This is a genomic window from Haloarcula sp. K1, from assembly GCF_001647155.1.
GTDB lineage: Archaea > Halobacteriota > Halobacteria > Halobacteriales > Haloarculaceae > Haloarcula > Haloarcula hispanica.
In genome coordinates, this window is sequence record NZ_LRHL01000004.1 from 41,243 (window position 1) to 59,712 (window position 18,470).

Below are 18,470 nucleotides of genomic sequence, written 5' to 3' on the forward strand. Positions count from 1 at the left end.
CGAGAAAAATGTGGGGGCGGCCCTACAGTTCGCTGTCGGGAACGACGACGACCTTCCCGAAGCCTTCGCGGTCCTCGATTATCTCGTGTGCCCGAGCGATCTCGCTCATCGGCAGCGTCTCGCGGACTCGCGGCTCCATCTCTCCTTGCCAGACCAGATCAAGCACTTCGTCGGCCTGCCCCGGGGTGGCCATCGTCGAGCCGATGACCTGCAACTGGTTCCAGAAGATGCGGTTGATGTCCGTCTCCGGGTTGCCGCCGGTGGTCGCGCCGCAGGTGACGACCCGGCCGCCCTTGACGAGGCTCTTGAGCGAGTCCTGCCAGGTCTGTGCGCCGATGTGATCGACGACCATGTCGACGCCCCGGCCGTCGGTCAGGTCCCGAATCTCGCTCGCGAAGTCCGCCTCCTCGTAGTTGATGGTGTGGTCCGCCCCCAACTCCTCGGCGTAGTCGAGCTTTTCCTGGCTGCTGGCAGTGGCGAACACCTCAGCGCCGGCGTGGTCGGCGATCTGGACGGCCGCGTGGCCCACGCCACCGGACGCCCCGAGCACGAGAACGGACTCGCCGGCCTTCAGGTCGCCGCGGTCGCGCAGCATACGCCAGGCGGTCTGGAACACCAGTGGCGACGCGGCGGCCGTCTCCCAGTCGACGCCCTCCGGGACTGGCGTGAGATTCTCCGCTGGCACGGCGGCGTACTCGCTGTGGACACCCCGGACGTGCTCGCCGATGATGTGGAAATCAGGCGCGAGCGTCGGGTCGCCCTTCCGCGTGAACTCGTCGCCACCGCCGCTCTTGCCGGCGAGGACGGCGACGCGGTCGCCCGGCTCGAACCGCGAAACGCCGTCGCCCACCTCGTCGACGACCCCGGCGGCGTCACTCCCCGGGATGTGTGGCATATCGAGGTCGATGCCGGGGAGCCCGCGACGGGTCCAGATGTCGAGGTGGTTCAGTGCGGCCGCCTTCACGTCGATGACGACCTCGTCGCGGCCCGGTTCGGGGTCGGGAAACTCGCCATACTCGAGCACATCACGATCGCCGTGACTGTCGAACTGAACGGCTTGCATCGTCATCACTTCCCGTGGCTCGCTTATAAACGCCAGCCTCCCGGAGGCTATTCTGGTTGTCGTCGCCAGTGTTCGGTCTACCAGCGCCGCTCAATCTGTGTCTATTGCTTATTCTATTCTGTCTATGCACTGTATGGTTACAGAATACACATCTTCTCTCTATCTAGCCGACTTCTATTATTATCTATCGTATATGCGGCCATATCAGCCTGAGATACTGTGGATATCTGGAGATAAAAACACAAAAGACGCTAATTCAGATATCCGAGCGTCCTTCTCGGCCTTGCAACACTGTCTGGGCTTGGTGTGTGCTACTACTCACCACTGCTGGCTCGATGAGGAGCATACTTATCGCTCGAACCCGTTCTCTACGGCACCAATGACACACACATCAAACACACCCACTGGTCGCTCTCGGGCCGTTCCGACACGCGACTGCGTGGCTCCTCGCTGTGGGACAGCGGTGACCGACCGATGAATCTCTCACTCGTTATCGTCGCGACGATGACTGGCGTCGCAACCGGCGTCGTGTTCGGACTGCTTGACGTTCCCATTCCGGCCCCACCGAATCTCGCCGGTGTCATGGGTATCCTCGGAATCCTCGTCGGTTATCGCCTCATCGAGTACTTCGACGTCGGCGTCAGCCTGCTGTCGTTGCTGAAGGTCTGACGACGATAGAGCGCTTTTCGGACCTGAGCGTCCTAGCTTCTCGCTACCAGAACGACAGTGACGGCAGTGACGACACTGCCGCCGTCAGTGGTCCGCGTGCTCGGTTCCGTTGTGGTGCTGGTGAGTGCTTTCGTTCTCGCCGTGGTCGGTTCCAGCCTCCCCGTGATCGTGATCGCGAGTGAGGCGGCCGTGGTACGTGTCGAGCGTCCGTTCGAGGAGCGCGGTCCGCGTCTCGTGGCCCTCGACGACCGGTTCGACCCACCGCGATTCGGTTCGCCAGTAGCCCATCACGTCGCCGGACGGCTCGATCACCTCCGCGTCGAGGCCCTCGACCCCCCAGTCGTCCGTGTACGCCTGGATGAACGAGACGACGACCGTCTCGATGCCGGCCGCGAGTTCGTGGCCGCGCGTGCTCTTCGTGACGTACGTCAGCCTGACGCGGCTGTCTTCGACGGCGAGCGAGTCGATGTCGACGAACCACTTCCGCAGGTTGGACTCGAACGCGGCCAGTTCGGTGTCGGCAGTACCGTCGGCTTCGTCGTCGCTACCTGCGTGTTCGTTGCCGTGGCTGTGTCCCTCGCCATGGTCGTGACTGCCGTCTGTGTGCGTGTGGCCGTGCGCCTCGTCGTGATGTGGCCCATCGTCTCCCTGCGCGGGCGTTGGCGTCGAGCCGCCGGCCCCGATGTCGTCCGACTGGCTGTTCTGCGTCCCGCCGAGGCTGCTACAGCCTGCGCTGGTCGCCGCAGCCAGCGCGAGGGTTCCGAGGAACCCACGCCGACTCCGTCGCTGGCTGGTGTCCCGCATGGATCAGGTCCTCCGTCGTGTTGCGAGCAGCGCCGCGCCGATGAGCGCGAACAGTGTGACGACGGCGGTGAACCCGGGTCCGGACGCGGCGGTCGTCTCCGACTCCGCGGTTGCAGTGTCATCCGCTGCTGTTGCCGCTGACTCGCCCTCGGTGTCCGCCGGCGTCGCAGTCCCCGTAGTGCCGCCGGATTCGCCGTTGCCGTCAGTCCCGGATTCGGCCTGCTGGTCGGTCGAAATCCAGACCGGGCTGGTCAGCGCTCGGTCGCCGTCCTCGTCGACGACGCGGAAGGCGACCCAGGCGTTCCCGTCGATGTCCACGTCAGTGCTCATGGTGTCGTTCGTCCCGTCGAGCGTGACGTTCGAGACCGTCGTGCCGTTCCGGATGACCTCGGCGTAGGCCAGTTCGTCGAGGTTCCGGACCGTTGCGGACGCCTCTACGGACGACCCGGCGGTCGTGTTCACGGTCTCGCCAGGCATCCTGTCGTCGACGGTGAACTCGACGGCGGGACCGTACGTCGCGTACGTATGTCCGTCTTTCACGGACTGGGCCCACTTCTCAGGCGTGACGGGTCCCTCAACGTATGCCCGCGTGCGGGCGGTGCCGTATTTCGCCGGGAAGCACTGCGAACAGTGGTCGTCGCTGACACCGGTCGCCGTGATCTCGTAGCCCTCGTTCCAGAGGGTGAACAGCCCCTGAACGCTGGCAGCGTCGGATTCGCCGTACGGACCGTTGTACGCCTCGATGGCGTCGACCATCGGAAGGTACTCCTCGTGTTGGCCGGGCGCACTGTCGAGGCTGACAAAGCGGTCACCCGGATGGTTGATCTGGAACACCGTTGCGTTGTGTCGGTTCCGGGACTCCTCGATGAACTCCACGAGGGTCCCGTCGGAGTCGACCATCTCCTCGCCGTGCATCGGGTAGGGGTTGAAGTGCCCGAGGTCACCGGTGGTTATCTCTTCGCTCCGGATGAACATGATGTCGCGCTCTGCGGCCTGTGACTCCATCGAGCCCCAGCCGCCGATGGCGTTGTGGTCGGAAATGAACACCGCGTCGACGCCCGCCGATTTCTGGATGGCGACGAAGTTGTCGATGGGCGTCTTGCCGTCGAAGCTGACGCTGCTGTGGGCGTGGGGATCGATGCCGACCCAGTTGCGCTCGCTGGGGTCCAGCTCCTCGGTGAACGTCGCGTTGACGCTGACTTTCTCGCCGGGCGTCACCGAGATGTTCTTCTCGACTGGTTCGGCGATGTAGCCGGTCCCGTGGTTGAACACCAGCGTGTAGTTGCCGGGCGGGAGCTGGAACGAGGCCGTGCCGGCCGGCGTCGTCCGGGTGTAGACGGTCTGGACCGCGGTGCCGCCGTCGAGCACCGTAATCCGGGCATCGGCGGGACTGACCTCGCCCTCGTCGTCTATCGTTGCGGTGACGTTGACGGGGGCCGGCCCCTCCAGCGAGTCGAAGTCGGCGGTGGCCGTCTCGCCGCCGCTGACGGTGACGGACTTCGGCTCTGATGCCGCAAATCCGCTGGCATCGGCCGTCAGCGTGTACTCACCGGCGGGGAGTTCGAGTTCGTACGTTCCGGTCTCCGACCCGACGGTGTAGGTGAACGCGCGGTCGCCCTTCGAGGCGGTGACTGTGGCCTGTGAGACGGACTCGTTGTCCGTACTCTCGATGCTGCCGGTCACCGTCCCTGTCTCGGTTCCCTGCTGCTTGTTGTAGTACTCGCTGGTCGCGCTACTTGAACCGTCCTCGCCGACGAAGAGAGCGAACTCCGCTGACCGCGTTTCGCCGGGGTCGAGACGGTGTTCGAGCCACGGGTCAATCCAGGTCGTGGAACCCGTGTACGAGGTAAAGGAGTCGTTCCCGCCCCAGACGCCGTAGCTCACGCGGTCACCAGTGAGCGCGGCCCAGGGCTGGTCGAGTGTGTCGGCACTCACTGGCGGCGAGCGCGTCTCCTCGATTCTCCCCGAACCGGGGAGCCAGGTCGACTGTCCCTCGGAACTCAGTGCTGCCCCGCTCTGGAGACGCTCGGAATCATTGACCGGAAGGCGCTGGTCGCCGCCGTTCTCCATCGTGGTGTTGATCCAGATGTGGCTGGAATTGGCCGGCAGCGTGTACGTCGTCGTGACTGAAACGTTCGGGTTCGTACTGACGTGGCCGGTCGCGGTGACGACTGCTGCGTCGTTCGGACCGGTTGCGTTCTGGCGCTCGAAGGACTCGTAGTTCGGCCACGTTCCGAAGTTGTTGAACGCGAACTCGGCGACGCCGATCTGGTCGGTCGTCAGCCCGTACGCGTTGGCGTCGTAGATACCGCCCGGCAACGTGCCGAAAGGACCGTTAGTTTCAGTGCCGATAGCGGCGGCGACTTCGCTGTTTTTCAGGACGATGGTCTCGTTCGCCGGCGTCTCGCCGCCCTTGATTTGCTCGCCGGTGACGGCGACCGGCCTGTCCGGTCGCTCGACGTGGCCCGACGAGGCCAGCCACTTCACCGTTCGGAAGAGGAACGGCCGCGTATCGGTCTGCTGGTGTTCGGCCTGCCACTCGTCGGTGAGATACGTCGTGAGCGACTTCTGGCTGCCGAAGGCGACGACGCGGCCGTTGTCACCGATGTCCCACGTCGCGGCCGCACCGACGATGCGCTCGCCGCGGGGGTACTCTTTCTCTGTCGTGGAGTAGGTGTACTCGTAGGTATCGCTGTCACCGTACAGCAGCGGGGCCTGCGTCCCGTTTTCCGTGTCGGTGACGTTGAGACTGACCCCGTCGTACTCTACGGTGTCGACGTTGTTCATTATCGGATGGCGGCCCGTGTTGTGCAGGATGACCCGCCACTCGTAGTCCTCGACGGTCTTGTTGGTCGGATCTTGAACGTTCCGGAGCCACTTGTCGCTCTCGCCGTTGAAGTGGAGGCCGTACGGGTCGGTGATGTCGTTGAGCTTGCCGGCGTGGCCCTGTAGTGGTGAGGTCCAGTCCCCGACGACGAACAGGCTGCCGCCGTTTCTGACGTACTCGTCGATTGCATCCTGCTCGGCCTCGCTATAGGCCGTCTGGGGGACGGGAATGATGACCACGTCGTAGTCCGACAGCCCGTTCGCGGCCGAACTGTTCCACGAGGTCAGCCCGCCGGTCGTCGACCGTTTCGTGTCGACGTCGTACCCGCGTTCGCTGAGTCGGTTTGCGAACTTCGTGAACGTCGAGCCCTGATGACTCCCGTCGATCAACACGTCGACGCCGGCACCGCTGTTGTTGAGATCGACGGAATCATCAGGAACCGGACAGCTCCCGTCGAGCTGACAGGTCGCCCCACCAGCCGAAGCCGTCTGTGTTGCTGTCTGACTGTTCGCCGTTGCTAGCTCGTTTTGTTCGCTCGGTGCAGCAGCGGCGCTTCCGAGGAAGCCGGTGCTGACAACCGACAAAACGAGTAGTACGCTGAGTAGTACTGGCCGTATGTGATTTCTATCCATCACTTCCTGTACGGTATTGTGACTATATAGTTAAAATTTATGATAGACGCACTGTTGCCGGATACTGACTGTTCTCCGTAACGAATGATCGACTTTCCCCCTGAGCTGTGGCCCGGACTTCGGGGATGGATGAACCCTCAGCTGTCCCCCAGTATCGCACCGCTTGGGCAGTATAAGACGGCTTTGGCGGACACACCTGGTCTGTCGGCCACACATTCCGACACACGGATTGTGGTAGCGACGACGGCCCGACAGATCGCCCACAGGTCTGTCTCCGGCGGTGTCCGTGTCACAACCGGTACGTACCAGCTTTTAAGACCCGATGGGCGGAACTTCGGAGGTATGTCACGCAAAGTCTTCTTTGATACGGACCCTGGCTGCGACGACGCGGTCATGCTGGCGATGGCGCTCGGTCACGATGCAATCGACGTTGTCGGTCTCTCGACTGTCTGCGGGAACACGACTATCGAGAACACGACGCGAAACGCCCACGCGATACTGGGCCTCGGTGGCTATGACGTTCCGGTGTCCCGGGGCTGTGGGCGTCCGCTCGTCGACGATCTCACGACCGCCGAGTGGATTCACGGCGAGAACGGGCTCCACGGCGACATCCCCGACGCCGACGGCGACACGCGGGACATCCACGGGGCCGACGCAATCGTCGAAGCCGCCCACGAGTACGGGGACGAACTGACGATCGCAGCCGTCGGTCCGCTTCCGAATCTGGCGATCGCACTGGCCAAGGAGCCCCGGTTACCCGACCTCGTCGAGGACATCTATCTCATGGGTGGGGCGGCGATGACGACCGGGAACGTGACGCCGATGGCCGAGGCCAACTTCCACAACGACCCCGCGGCGGCCAGCCGCGTCCTGCAGGACGCCAACACGCGGATGGTCGGCCTGGACGTGACCAACCGCGCCACCGTCTCCCCCGAGTTCATCGAGGAGTTCCGCACGGCCGACGGCGTCCGCGGAACCATCGCCGAGTGGCTCGACTACCGACCCGACTCCGGGACCTACCCGCTGGCCGACGCACCGGCTATCCACGACGCCGCCGTCGTCGCCGATCTCATCGACGAATCGGTACTCACCTTCGAGGAGTACCACATTGAGGTAGACACGACTGGCGGTCCCTGCCACGGGGCCGTCATCTGTGACGAGCACGGCACGACCGACAACGACCCCAACAATCGTGTCGCTGTCGACATCGACGTGGACCGCTACCGCGAGGTTCTCGAAACTGGCATCAGAGCGTACGCGGCGGAATGACTCATACCCTTGGTCTGTGACGGCTGCTTGCGGCGCTATTCGTAGATGTGGACGCTCCCGGTGGTGTTGTCCTCGATGTAGTCCCAGTCGTACTCCACGCCCAGGCCGGGGCCGTCGGGGACACCGACTGTCCCGTCGTCGTCGACGGCGTCCATCAGGTCGGAGTAGCCGCCCTCGTACACTGGCGGCTGGGTGTTCTGGCAGTCCGGGTGGACCAGCGCCATCTCGTAGTAGTTCGAGTTCCGGCAGGCGGCGATGCAGTGACGCTGGGCGGGGCCGGGCGCGTGGAACTCCACGTCGAGGCCGTACGCTTCGGCCATGCGAGCCACCTTGATCGCGCCGGTGATGCCTGCATCGTACTCGGGGTCGGCTCGGAGGAAGTCGGTTGCCTCGCTGGCGGCGAAGTCGGATTTGATCTCCAGTCCGCGGATGTGTTCAGTCTGGAGGATCGGCGTGTCGAGTTTCTGTGCCAGCTTCTTGTGGGCGTGCTGTGAGATACCGCCGTCGCGGAACGGGTCCTCGTACCAGAAGAAGCCCTGTTCATCGAGCGCCCGGCCCAGTTCCAGCGCGTCGGCGAACGTCTCCAGTTCGCAGGCGGGGTCGTGCATCAGGTCCATCTCGTCGCCAACCGCTTCGCCGACGGCGTGGACTGCCTCGACTTCGCGGTCGAGACTTCGGGCGTCGTCGCCGCCGCCCCAGCCGTGAATCTTGAAGCCGCCGAAGCCCTCGTCGCGGCACTCCTCGGCGAAGTCGGCGAAGGCCTCGGGCGAGTCCAGCCCGCCCGCGTCGTCGCCGTGGTACGTCGACGCGTAGGTGGGAATCCGCTCGCGGTAGGTCCCCAGCAGTTCGTGAATCGGTGCGTCGTAGTACTTGCCGGCGAAGTCCCACAGCGCGATGTCGATTGGGCCGATGCCCATCCGGTCGTACTTCCGGAGCGCGCGCTTGCATTCGGACCAGTGCTTCTCGCGTTTCAGCGGGTCCTTGCCGATGAGGTACTTCGCGATGATGTTGTACTGGGCGGCTGCCGGCGAGTTCCCGCCGACGTACTCGCCCGTGATTCCCTCGTCAGTGTGAATCTGTACGCCGAACAGTTTCCGCGTGGTTGTCTCGCCCGGCGCATAGACCAGATTGAAGCCGTGCTTGTCGGTCCCGACGTCATTAAGGGGGTACTCGAACTCTCGGCTTTCGATCCTCGTTATCGTTGGCGACATTTGCCGGACATACTGTGGTGGGGATATTAAAGCTACCCCGCGACAGATACGCCGTCTCTGTTTGAGCGGCCGGCACAGCAGCGACCGGAACCACGGTCTCACTCAGTCCAGCGCGTCAATACGGCGAATACCGGCCTCACCCAGCCGAACCGAACAGCCGATGTACAGCGGCTCGATGACTCGGGGGTAGTCGAACGACACCGCGTGCTCGTGGAGCACCTTCGGGTCGCCGGCTTCGCCCTGCCACATATCGTGATGTGAGGGGAGCAACCGGGATAGCTGGAGCTGATTTGCGGCCTCGATAATCTCGTTTTCGTCCATGTACCACTTCGTTCTGACACCGCAGTCCGGCTCGGGCTCGTAGATAGAGCCGACGGTGCCAAACGCCAGCGCGCCCACGTCGATGTCGAACTGTTCGCCGACGTCGGCAAACGCCTCGGCAGGCCGGCTATCGCCGGCGTGGAAGAACGTCCCGGCGTCGTGCTCGATGACGTACCCCACCGGTTCGATGGCGTCGGGGTCGTTGGTGCCAGTAACGTGAACGGTGAAATCGCCGACAGCGAACTCGTCGCCGACGGTGATTTCGTTGCGCTGCTCGTCGGGCACCCGCATCTCACCGTCGTAGTCCGGAGAGTCGTACGATGCCGACGGCGCATACAGGTCCGCTCCGAGGTCCTCGACCAGCGGGCCGTACGACGGCGGGTGCATGTGGTCGATGTGTTCATGTGTGACGAGCGTGGCATCACACTGGGTCGCGTCGGCGGGGTCCATCGGTACCGGAATCATGCGGATGAGGTTCGGCGGATCGCCAGTCCCGAAGTAGGGGTCGATGTACAGCGTCGTCGACTGCGACCGGAGTACGAAGCCGTTACAGCCGAGATACCAGATTACGACGCCATCGCCGGGGTCTGTCGCCTCTATCTCGTCGTGGACGAACCAGTCGTCCCACGTTGACTGAACCATGCGCCGAACTACGCCTGGCCGGGTCAAAAAATCTCGTACCGCATTCAGTCGAGTGTGACTGTCGACTCCGTCTCGGAGGCCTCGTAGATTGCCTTGATCGTGTTGATGTCGACGAGGCCGTGTTCACCGTCGGCGTAGGGCTCAGTGTCGGTCAGCAGACAGTGGGCGAAGTACTCGAACTCTTCTTCCATCTGATCGATCTGTTCGAAGTCGATGTCGACCGTCGTTCCCTCGTGAGAAAGCTGGAGCGCGCGGTCGTCCCAGGGATAGAAGGCCGGTTCGACGCGGACCTTGCCCTCGGTTCCGAGTACGGAGATGTGACTGTCGAGATGGGCGTTCTGGCTGGCTGTACACATCGCGTACATGTGGCCGGGGAAATCTAACTGGAACGCGCCGTGTTCGTCTGGCACGTCGGCGAACTCTTCCTGTACCGATGCGACAGTCCCCCGGACGGCCACGGGGTCGGCATCCAGCAGGAATCGGCTCGTGTTCAGCGGATAGAGGCCGATATCCATCACGGCACAGCCGCCGGAAAGCTCCCCGTCCAGCCGCCACTGGTCGGGGTCGGGGACGAGTTCGAGGATGGGCTCGGTCATATTCCCGTGGACGAACAGCGGTTCGCCGATGTACCCTTCGTCGATGAGGTCTTTCGCCCGCCGGACGGCTGGCTCGGTGTGCATCCGGTAGGCGATCATCAGCGTCGCGTCGTGTTCGTCACAGACCTCGACCATTCGCTCGGCACGCTCGATGGTGGCCTCCATCGGCTTCTCACAGAGGATTGCCTTCCCCAGTTCTGCCGCCGTCTCGACGTAGGGGAGGTGGAGCGCGTTCGGGGTGACAATGTAGACGGCGTCGTACGCGTCGCTCGCAGCCCCGTCGTGGAACTCCTCGTAGGTGATCGCGTGTTCGACTGTCTCCGAATCAGCGGCCACATCGGCCGCCTTCTCGCGGTCACTGCTGACCAGCACAGTCGTTTCACAGAGGTCCCCCGCGTCGACGGCGGGCATCGCCTGTTCGGTGGTCCACCAGCCGACGCCGATCATCGCGAACCGTACTGGATCGTTGGTCTCTGTCTGTTCCTGCCAGTCTCGACGGTCGAATCCTCCCGTGAGCGCGTCAACGTTCATGCCACTGCCATCGACTGGCTGGATATTATCTTTTGTGTTGGCACGCCCGTGTCAGCTCCCGCTGTTCCAGAGTAGCGAATGGTAGTTCGTCTGTTGAGTAAACTAGTCCCAGCAGATGACATAGATGTTTGGTATTATGGAACGATATGACAGTCTCACCCGCATATATTCTACAGCGACCCGTCGATAATCCGGGCGGAAAATACTGTTTCACGGGCCGTCTGTGGACTGTCTTCGTCTACGCTCTCCGGTTTCCGTATCGAGAATAACGACAGTACAACCGTTACGGGAACATTCCATAATACTGAACGGACTGTCGAGGGTGGAGCGCCACGGTTCGTTTGACAAGGGGGCCGCTTCGAAGCTCCGCCCCGCTCGCTGTGTTCACACGGGGTGTCTACAATGACTGCCAACGACAGAACGGCGCTGCGCCCAATCGGATACCGGTCCCGTTTCTCGCCGTATTCTGACCGGGCCGGCTAGTGGCACTTCGCGGTAGTGAAACTTGCTTCGGATGCCGGGGCGCTAATAACGAGAGTGGAACGTCTGTACGGGACAGACAGTGTCGATGCTGGGACCGTTCCACCATCGTCGGCCGGTTGGGCTACGACCATGACTTTGTACGCTCGCTCTTGCGGTGGACAAGAGCAACAGGATATTAAGAATAATACTATATAACTTTATTGTAACAGAAACTACACTCCACCGTCAGCGACGGTGGCCGCCTCGATTAGCTGTTGCGGTACACCGTCTTGATGTAGCTGAAGAACTCCAGCCCGGCGTCGCCCTGCTCGCGGTAGGTGTTCGTCGAGGAGCGCTTGAGGCCGCCGAAGGGAACGTGCAGTTCCAGTCCGGTCGTCTTCTCGTTGACCTTGACCACACCAGACTCGGAGCGCTCGATGAACTCGTTTTCCTCCTCGATTCGGTCGGTCACGATGCTGGCCGAGAGCCCGTAGTCGATGTCGTTGGCGACCTCGACACCTTCGTCGAAGTCGGAGACAGGAATCACGGCGAGCACCGGCCCGAACACCTCTTCCTGTGCGATGCGCATGTCAGGTTCGACGTCGGAGAAGACGGCCGGCGAGATGAAGTTCCCGGCGTCGTACTCGCCACCAGCGAGCTCTTCGCCGCCCGTTTCGAGGGTTGCTCCCTCCGACTGTGCGATGTCGATGTACTCCAGGCTCCCCGCGAGCTCATCCTCACTGACGTGGGGACCCATGCCGGCCCGGTCGAGGCCGTTTCCGATCTCGAGCGACTCTGCATAGTCGACGACGGCGTCGAGGAACTCGTCGTACACGTCCTCGTGGACGATGGCCCGGGACGTGGCCGTACAGGCCTGGCCCGTGCCGCCGAAGGCCCCCGCTCCGACGATATCAGCTGCTTTGTCCACGTCGGCGCTCGGCATGACAACGGTCGGGTTCTTCCCGCCCATCTCTGCCTGCGCGCGCTTCCCGTTGCTCGTCGCCTGTTCGTAGACGTGCTCGCCGACGGCCGCGCTGCCGGTGAACGACACTACGTCGACATCCTCGTGGGTGGTCAGTCGCTCGCCGACCTCGCTACCGGGGCCACAGACGAGATTGATAGCGCCGTCCGGAATCCCGGCCTCGTCCAGCGCCTCGACGATCATCGCGCCGACGGTCGGGGCCTGCATCGCGGGCTTGATGACGACGGTGTTGCCGACCGCAAGCGCCGGGGCGATCTTCCAGGCCGGAATCGCGATGGGGTAGTTCCACGGCGTGATAAGCGCCGCGACGCCCATCGGCTCCTTCTTCGTCTGCAGGCCGGCACGGCCACCGCTTGGCTGTTTGACAGTGCCGCCGAAGTCGCGGGCCTTCTCCGCGTAGTAATAGAAGATATCAATCGCACGCTGTACCTCGCCCTCGGCTTCGCCGAGCGGTTTCCCCTCTTCGCGGGTCAGCGTCTCCGCAAGCTCGTCTTTCCTGGACTTCAGGATTTCACCGGTCTCACGCAGGAGCGCGCCGCGCTCCGGGCCAGGCATTCCGCCCCATTCGTCTGTTGCTTCCGCCGCGGCCGCGACCGCTTCGTCGGCGTCCGCCGCCGAGGCCACCGGAACCGTGCTGACGACGTCAGTCTCGTCTGCCGGGTTCGTGACATCCTGTGTCTCTCCGCTCCCGGTCCACTCACCGCCGATATAGTTCTCATACGTCTGCGTCATACGCTTGATTCATCTCATTCCCAATACTTACGCGTTTCCCATCCTTCGCTGTGCCGCGTCGTTCGACGGTATGGAACGACCGGTGGGTCACGGGGGAATGCTGGATAACAGGCACCGTAGCCAGTGTACCCAGCGTCGCCGGTCCAACCTCGAATTCGCGATGCCCGACTCACAGCGGAACCGCAATTGAAGGCACTAAAATAGCTACCGCTGTCAAACAGCACGACAATACGATCTGTGTGTTGCCAGATCTGTCACAACGTCAGCGTGGCCGCGTTGCGGTATCTGCGTTGCTTGGAAATTACTATTCGTCGGTCCGTACCGGTCTCCCTGAGCTATTCGCATTCTGTTGCCGTGTCGCTACGACTGATCGCTGCTGCGCCTCCTCCTAGTATATAAATCCATCTCATAGTATAACATGTGTATGTATGTTATTGATCCGCTGCTGGTAGTTGCTGGACTGGCCGCCGCCCGAGTCGCTCTCCCGACATTTGATATAGCGGTATTTAATTTATAGCGATAAACAGCACCGACGAAAAAATATCAGCCAATGCGCTGTAGTACGCCCAAAGGCTCTTGAACCGGGTCGAATCTACCACACGAACGGTGCCGGTGTTACCCTCAGATTTCAGAATATGGGTAACAAGTGGACAAGTGTGAACACAAATACTGTACTACTCTCTCCAGAATTAACTATTTAGTACTACCAGATGATACTGACGCCCGTACCGAAATTAAACCCGGGCCAACTCGTCGCTGTCCACTCTTTCGAGAAGGGCGTCAACAAGTGCGCTCTTCCGGTGTGAGACCAGCAGATGGCAGTAAATGTCGTCTTCGCTGTCCGCACCACAGTTACACAGCGGGCATCCGTATGTGTGGCTCTTTGCCCCCTCGGTCGCTCGCTGCGGGATGCTGGCTTGCATATGCGGATGTAAGGGTCTTGCCGAACATAGCGGTTTCTAGGACCGCTATGTTGCTCTCAATGTGCATATAGAGACTCTCCCCGTGTCAGCCTCAGACGCGACACATCCGGCTGCTCACTCACCTCGACGAGATTGGTGTACAATGTTCGTATCCCTCTCACGCCTCAAACGAGACTGTCGTTGGTCAGACACGCCCGCCAAAACCGACGTGTTTCGACCGGTATCTACCACGAAGAATACCGATTCTTAGTCATATATCTCCTATATGTTTGTTGAATGGGTTTGTCCATCTCTATAAGTAATCGTTTGCATATACTACGGCGCTACCGACCGTCGCTGAACGACGCAGCTACCGACGGCTGCCTGACGACTCACTCACCCTCGCGGAACTACCGTGCTGCGATCTCCTGTAGCCGCTGTATCCGTTCGTCTATCGGCGGGTGCGTCGATAGGAGACGTGAAAGCTCGCTGTCCGCTTCGCTGTGAACGTATAACTGTCGCAGGAGACCGGTCTCCGGCTTCGACGCCTGCTCGATTTTCGTGAGGGCTCGGGCGAGTCCAACGGGATTCCCCGTTATCTCGATCGCGCGGTCGTCGGCTGCCAACTCTCGACGCCTGGAGTAGCCGAGTATCAGCAGCGTTACCGCGAACCCGAGACCAGCAACGACCTGTAGCGCGTACTGCTGTGCCCGCCCGAGCCAGGAACGCGACCACGACGACGGGTCGCCGCGAAGCAACGCGAGCGAACGGGCGATACCGCCGGTTAGCACCACGGTGGGGAACACCACGAGGCCAGCGAGCCCGACAAACGTCTGGACGAGGCTGTACGCGACAGTCTGAACGAGCGCGTCGCGGGTCTCTAAGTGTGCGAGTTCGTGTGCCAGCAGCGCCTCGAACTCCGTCACGGATAACAGTTGGAACAGCCGCCGGTCGACGACGATGACCCCAGCGCCGCCGCCGATGGCGAACGCGTTCGGGATCGGCAGCTCCGCCAGTAGCAACGTCGGCGTCTCGACGTCCATCTGATCGACGAGCGTGTCGAGGCGGCGGTAGACCTCCGGCACACGCGCCCGCGAGAGTTCGACTGCGTCGAGAGACCGCTTGAGCCGCGCCGTAGCAGCCCAGTAGTTCACGATGCCGAAAACAATTGCCGTCACGATAACGACAAGGGCGGCTATCAGCGGCGACGGACGGCTGTCCCACACTGGTAGAAGCAGCGCGTACCCCACGTATGCCGCCGAGAGATAGACCAGCAACGACAACACTCCGACGACGGCCATGAGGAGCCGTCGGGTCACAGCCATGTTCGTCGGTACGCCGCTGTGCGAAAAAATCGCTTCGGTGGCGTCACCACTGTTCCGTCCTTCGAATACTGCGATGCCAGTTTCGCGGCCATCGAGGATTTGATATAGCGATATCAAATTTACTTCGGCTCCAAAAACGGAATACCTACTTCGCCGGACCGGCGACAAATCAGCGTTTCAGGCCTTGCTGCCGGTGATAGATACGAAGCAGCGCACACTGTAGCCGACACGCCTTTTTCACCGCCACACGGACCACTCAGTATGCGAACCGCACGACTTCTGACCGAGGATGGACCGCTCACCGGCGAATACGTCGATGGCGTCGTCCACGCTGACGACGGCCAGTACGTGGTCGGTCGCGATGGACGACTGCTCCCGCCGTGTGAACCGACCGCGCTGTACTGCGTCGGTCGGAACTACGCCGCGACCAACGACCAGATGGATTACGACCGGCCCGAGGAGCCTGACTTCTTCATCAAGCCGCCGACGTCACTGCTCGCCCACGAGCAGGACATCTCCTACCCGCCGTTTACTGACGAGTTGACCTACGCCGGTGAGCTTGCCGCGGTCATCGGCGAGCGGTGCCACGATATCGACCCAGCTGATGTTCCGGACGCAGTCGCGGGATACACGATCCTGAACGACGTCGACGCGCTGGACCAGCAGGGCCGAACCGCACGCAAGGCCTTCGACGGGTCCGGGCCCCTGGGGCCATGGATCGAGACTGATGTCGACCCCACCGGTATCGACATGTACACCGATATCAACGACGAGCGCCGGCAGTCTGCCAACACCAGCGAGATGCTGTTCGGTCCCCACGAGGTGGTCGCGTACCTTTCCGAGCGGTTCACGCTCCGTCCGGGCGACGTTGTTGCGTTCGGCAGTCCGGCCAACCCGGGGACGGTCGCGCCCGGTGACACAATCGAGATAACCTACGAGGGTGTCGGGACGCTCCGGAACTCGGTCGTTTCGATATAACGGCATTAAGACGCTGGAATAGCCATATAGCGGCCTTCTTTAGCCTCTTCTCGACAGATTAGTGAATCTGAGCGCTATGGCTCGATAAACCACTAAACGCTATACAAAATCACTGCAGCCGGGACCGAATCGTCTCCGCGGTTTGCTCGCCGATACCGTCGATAGCCGTCAGTTCTTCATCAGAGGCTGTCCTGACGTTGTCCACACTGCCAAAGCGCCGGAGCAACCGCTTCCGCGTCTCGGGGCCGATGCCGGGCACGTCGTCGAGCGTCGTCGACACCTCGTCCCGGAGCGTCTGGTGGTACTGCACGGCGAATCGGTGGGCCTCGTCGCGAATCCGCTGGAGCAGGTGGAGCTGCGGGGCGTCGTCGTCCCAGTCGTGCACGCGGTCGGGCGTGATAACTAGTTCCTCGTCTTTCGCCAGTGCGATGGCCGGCACGTCCCAGCCGGTCTCGGCGAGGGCGTCGCGGGCCGCCCCGAGCTGGCCGTCGCCGCCATCGATGAGTAGCAGGTCCGGGTCCGGCCGGTCGTCCCGTCCTTCGACGGCGCGCGCGGCCCGCCAGCGGAGGAGTTCGCGCATGTTCGCGTAGTCGTCGTTCTGTTCGGTGAGCTTTTTCCGCCGGTAGTCGCTCTTCTCGGGCGTCTCGTCGACGAAGGTGACGTTCGAACCGACGGCTGACCGACCCTGTGCGTGGCTCACGTCGAAGCCCTCGATACGGCCCGGACGGTCGATACCCAGTGCGTCGGCTAGACGGCCGCTCTCGTCGTCGGTCCCACCGCGCTGGCGGGCATTCTTCAGCGCGAGGTCGACCAACGTCGCCTCCCGACCGGCCCCGGGCACGCCGAGCGTGACGCCCTCGCTCTCAAGCCACGCTTCGATGTCCGGGTCGGCAGGGGCTTCGGCACAGAGAATCCGGTCGGGGAGCTCTCGCTCGGCGTAGTACTGCGGGATGAACGCCCGGTACACGCCGGCAGTCCCTTCGCCATCCGGTGCTTCGAGTGTATGCCGGTCCCGTTCGACGAGCTTGCCGCCTTCGGCGTGGAGCCGGGCGACGATGGCGCGCTCGCCCTCGATGGCAGCCCCAAGCACGTCTGTTGTCTGATACCCCCCAGAGTCGCTGACGGCAGTGTCGCCCTCGCCGTGGAGCGCCTCGACGGCCCCGAGCTTGTCCCGGAGGTTTGCGGCGCGTTCGAACTCTTGGTTCTGTGCAGCGGCCTCCATCTCGCGGCGCAACGGGTCCGCCAGAACACCGGTTTCACCCTCGAAGTACCGCGTGACGGCTTCGACGTCCTCGGCGTACTCGCCCTCGCTGATTTCGCCGGTGCAGGGTGCGGTACAGATGCTCATCTCGTAGTCGAGACAGGGCCGGTCCCGGTTGCTGTACTTGTGGTCGGAACACCCCCGGAGCCCGTACGTCTCCCGCAGTGCCTTCACCACCGTCTCGACCCGCCCCTTGTCGGTGAACGGCCCGTAGACGGTTGCGCCGTCTGCGGGGTCACGGGTCACCTCGATTCGGGGGACGGCATGGTCGGTCAACTGGACCAGCGGGTAGGACTTGTCGTCTTTCAGCCGGACGTTGTACGGCGGCCGGTGGCGCTTGATGAGGTTCGCTTCGAGGAGCAGCGCCTGCGTCTCGGTGTCGGTGACGGCGAAGTCGATGGTTTCGGCTCGCTCGACCATCTTGGCGATGCGCTCGCTCCGCGGGTCGGCGTACGAGCGCACGCGGTCTCGCAGGTCGACAGCCTTCCCGACGTAGAGGACCCGGCGTTTGTCGTCCCGGCCCTGTTCGAACAGGTACACGCCGGGCTCCCGTGGCAACGACCCCGCGCGCTCTCGAACCTCGTCGGCGTCCATTAGCACGGGGTTGGCGCTCGGCGGGGTTGAACGTCACGGGAGCGGGTCGTCTGGCGCCGACTGGGCCGCACTGCCGGCATCGGCAGGCGGAGCCTCCGGAACGATGGCAGCTTCGATCCGGTCGACGACGCTCTCGTCGTCCGGTGCAGTCAGCTCGATATCGTCGTCGCCGGCGACGCGCACGACGAGCAGTCGGTCGCGGCTCCAGAGGTAGACACCGAGGACGACGGCGGCAAAGGCCAGTGCGAGACCGCCGAACAGTCGCATCAGGTCGTCCAGTTGCGCCATCAGCGTCAGCATCGTCTGGAGCATTCCAAGCATGCCCCCGATACCGACGGCGCTCGCGGCACCGCCGCTGTCCAGCGAGACGTTGCCCACGAGGCTGTCGAGGCTCACGGTCATCCCGGCGGCCACAAGCACGACACCGACGACCAGCGCCTTCACGCCGAGTTCGAGGAACGACCAGTCGCCGCTGGTGGTGACGTCGACGCCCTCGACGTTGGGGCGGTCGACCTGCCGGTAGTTCGACCCCTCGCGGTCGGGCGTGAACACGAGGATGCGGTGACTCGTCACGACGACCCCGCCACGGTCCAGCCTGACGTCCGCTTCGATCACCTCGCCATCGTACAGGAGGCTCTCGGCCCGTGCGACCCAATCCATACACCCCGT

At 62.9% G+C, this 18,470-nt stretch carries 14 protein-coding genes; 3 read left to right on the top strand and 11 right to left on the bottom strand.

Features of this window, described 5'->3' with window-relative positions:
- Window positions 1-22: 22 nt before the first annotated feature.
- Entirely contained in the window at window positions 23-1,063 is a 1,041-nt protein-coding gene (locus AV929_RS02115; RefSeq protein WP_044951606.1) for a zinc-binding dehydrogenase, read from the bottom strand.
- Window positions 1,064-1,537: 474 nt separating this feature from the next.
- Here AV929_RS02115 and AV929_RS02120 point away from each other — a divergent pair, with 474 nt between their 5' ends.
- Complete coding sequence (locus AV929_RS02120; RefSeq protein WP_004518274.1) at window positions 1,538-1,732, top strand: XapX domain-containing protein; 195 nt, start codon at window positions 1,538-1,540, stop codon at window positions 1,730-1,732.
- A gap of 84 nt (window positions 1,733-1,816) precedes the next feature.
- Here the strand turns inward: AV929_RS02120 and AV929_RS02125 are convergent, their stop codons facing one another.
- Both AV929_RS02125 and AV929_RS02130 read right to left on the bottom strand, forming a co-directional pair.
- Window positions 1,817-2,536 (bottom strand): hypothetical protein, encoded by a 720-nt coding sequence (locus AV929_RS02125; RefSeq protein WP_014039283.1) that lies wholly within the window; start codon window positions 2,534-2,536, stop codon window positions 1,817-1,819.
- Window positions 2,537-2,539: 3 nt separating this feature from the next.
- Window positions 2,540-5,995: a CehA/McbA family metallohydrolase gene (locus AV929_RS02130; protein ID WP_064287285.1), complete on the bottom strand. Its 3,456-nt coding sequence runs from the start codon at window positions 5,993-5,995 to the stop codon at window positions 2,540-2,542.
- 342 nt (window positions 5,996-6,337) lie between these two features.
- On the opposite strand from AV929_RS02130, the gene AV929_RS02135 reads away from it, so the two are divergent.
- Complete coding sequence (locus AV929_RS02135) at window positions 6,338-7,264, top strand: nucleoside hydrolase (RefSeq protein WP_064287287.1); 927 nt, start codon at window positions 6,338-6,340, stop codon at window positions 7,262-7,264.
- Between the two features lie 35 nt (window positions 7,265-7,299).
- Here AV929_RS02135 and AV929_RS02140 read toward each other — a convergent pair whose 3' ends face one another.
- The 6 genes from AV929_RS02140 to AV929_RS02160 all read right to left on the bottom strand — a co-directional run bounded on the left by AV929_RS02140 (window position 7,300) and on the right by AV929_RS02160 (window position 14,968).
- Window positions 7,300-8,475, bottom strand: a complete 1,176-nt coding sequence (locus tag AV929_RS02140) for a mandelate racemase family protein (protein WP_064287289.1) — start codon at window positions 8,473-8,475, stop codon at window positions 7,300-7,302.
- Between the two features lie 102 nt (window positions 8,476-8,577).
- Window positions 8,578-9,438, bottom strand: a complete 861-nt coding sequence (locus tag AV929_RS02145; RefSeq protein ID WP_064287291.1) for an MBL fold metallo-hydrolase — start codon at window positions 9,436-9,438, stop codon at window positions 8,578-8,580.
- 44 nt (window positions 9,439-9,482) lie between these two features.
- The gene (gene gfo6 / locus AV929_RS02150) at window positions 9,483-10,565 is read right to left on the bottom strand and encodes a D-xylose 1-dehydrogenase Gfo6 (RefSeq protein WP_014039291.1); all 1,083 of its coding nucleotides are present in this window, start codon (window positions 10,563-10,565) and stop codon (window positions 9,483-9,485) included.
- 730 nt (window positions 10,566-11,295) lie between these two features.
- Window positions 11,296-12,741, bottom strand: coding sequence for an aldehyde dehydrogenase family protein (locus tag AV929_RS02155; RefSeq protein WP_064287292.1), 1,446 nt, complete (start codon window positions 12,739-12,741; stop codon window positions 11,296-11,298).
- Window positions 12,742-13,475: 734 nt separating this feature from the next.
- Window positions 13,476-13,664 (bottom strand): hypothetical protein, encoded by a 189-nt coding sequence (locus AV929_RS21185; RefSeq protein WP_014039293.1) that lies wholly within the window; start codon window positions 13,662-13,664, stop codon window positions 13,476-13,478.
- Window positions 13,665-14,053: 389 nt separating this feature from the next.
- Window positions 14,054-14,968 carry a M48 family metallopeptidase gene (locus tag AV929_RS02160; RefSeq protein WP_064287294.1) on the bottom strand — a complete coding sequence of 305 codons (915 nt, stop codon included), beginning with the start codon at window positions 14,966-14,968 and terminating at the stop codon, window positions 14,054-14,056.
- A 261-nt stretch (window positions 14,969-15,229) separates the two neighbouring features.
- On the opposite strand from AV929_RS02160, the gene AV929_RS02165 reads away from it, so the two are divergent.
- Entirely contained in the window at window positions 15,230-15,946 is a 717-nt protein-coding gene (locus AV929_RS02165; protein WP_064287296.1) for a fumarylacetoacetate hydrolase family protein, read from the top strand.
- A gap of 109 nt (window positions 15,947-16,055) precedes the next feature.
- Here AV929_RS02165 and AV929_RS02170 read toward each other — a convergent pair whose 3' ends face one another.
- Window positions 16,056-17,801 (bottom strand): excinuclease ABC subunit C, encoded by a 1,746-nt coding sequence (locus AV929_RS02170; protein ID WP_064287298.1) that lies wholly within the window; start codon window positions 17,799-17,801, stop codon window positions 16,056-16,058.
- Between the two features lie 33 nt (window positions 17,802-17,834).
- Complete coding sequence (locus tag AV929_RS02175) at window positions 17,835-18,461, bottom strand: hypothetical protein (RefSeq protein WP_064287300.1); 627 nt, start codon at window positions 18,459-18,461, stop codon at window positions 17,835-17,837.
- Window positions 18,462-18,470: the final 9 nt, after the last annotated feature.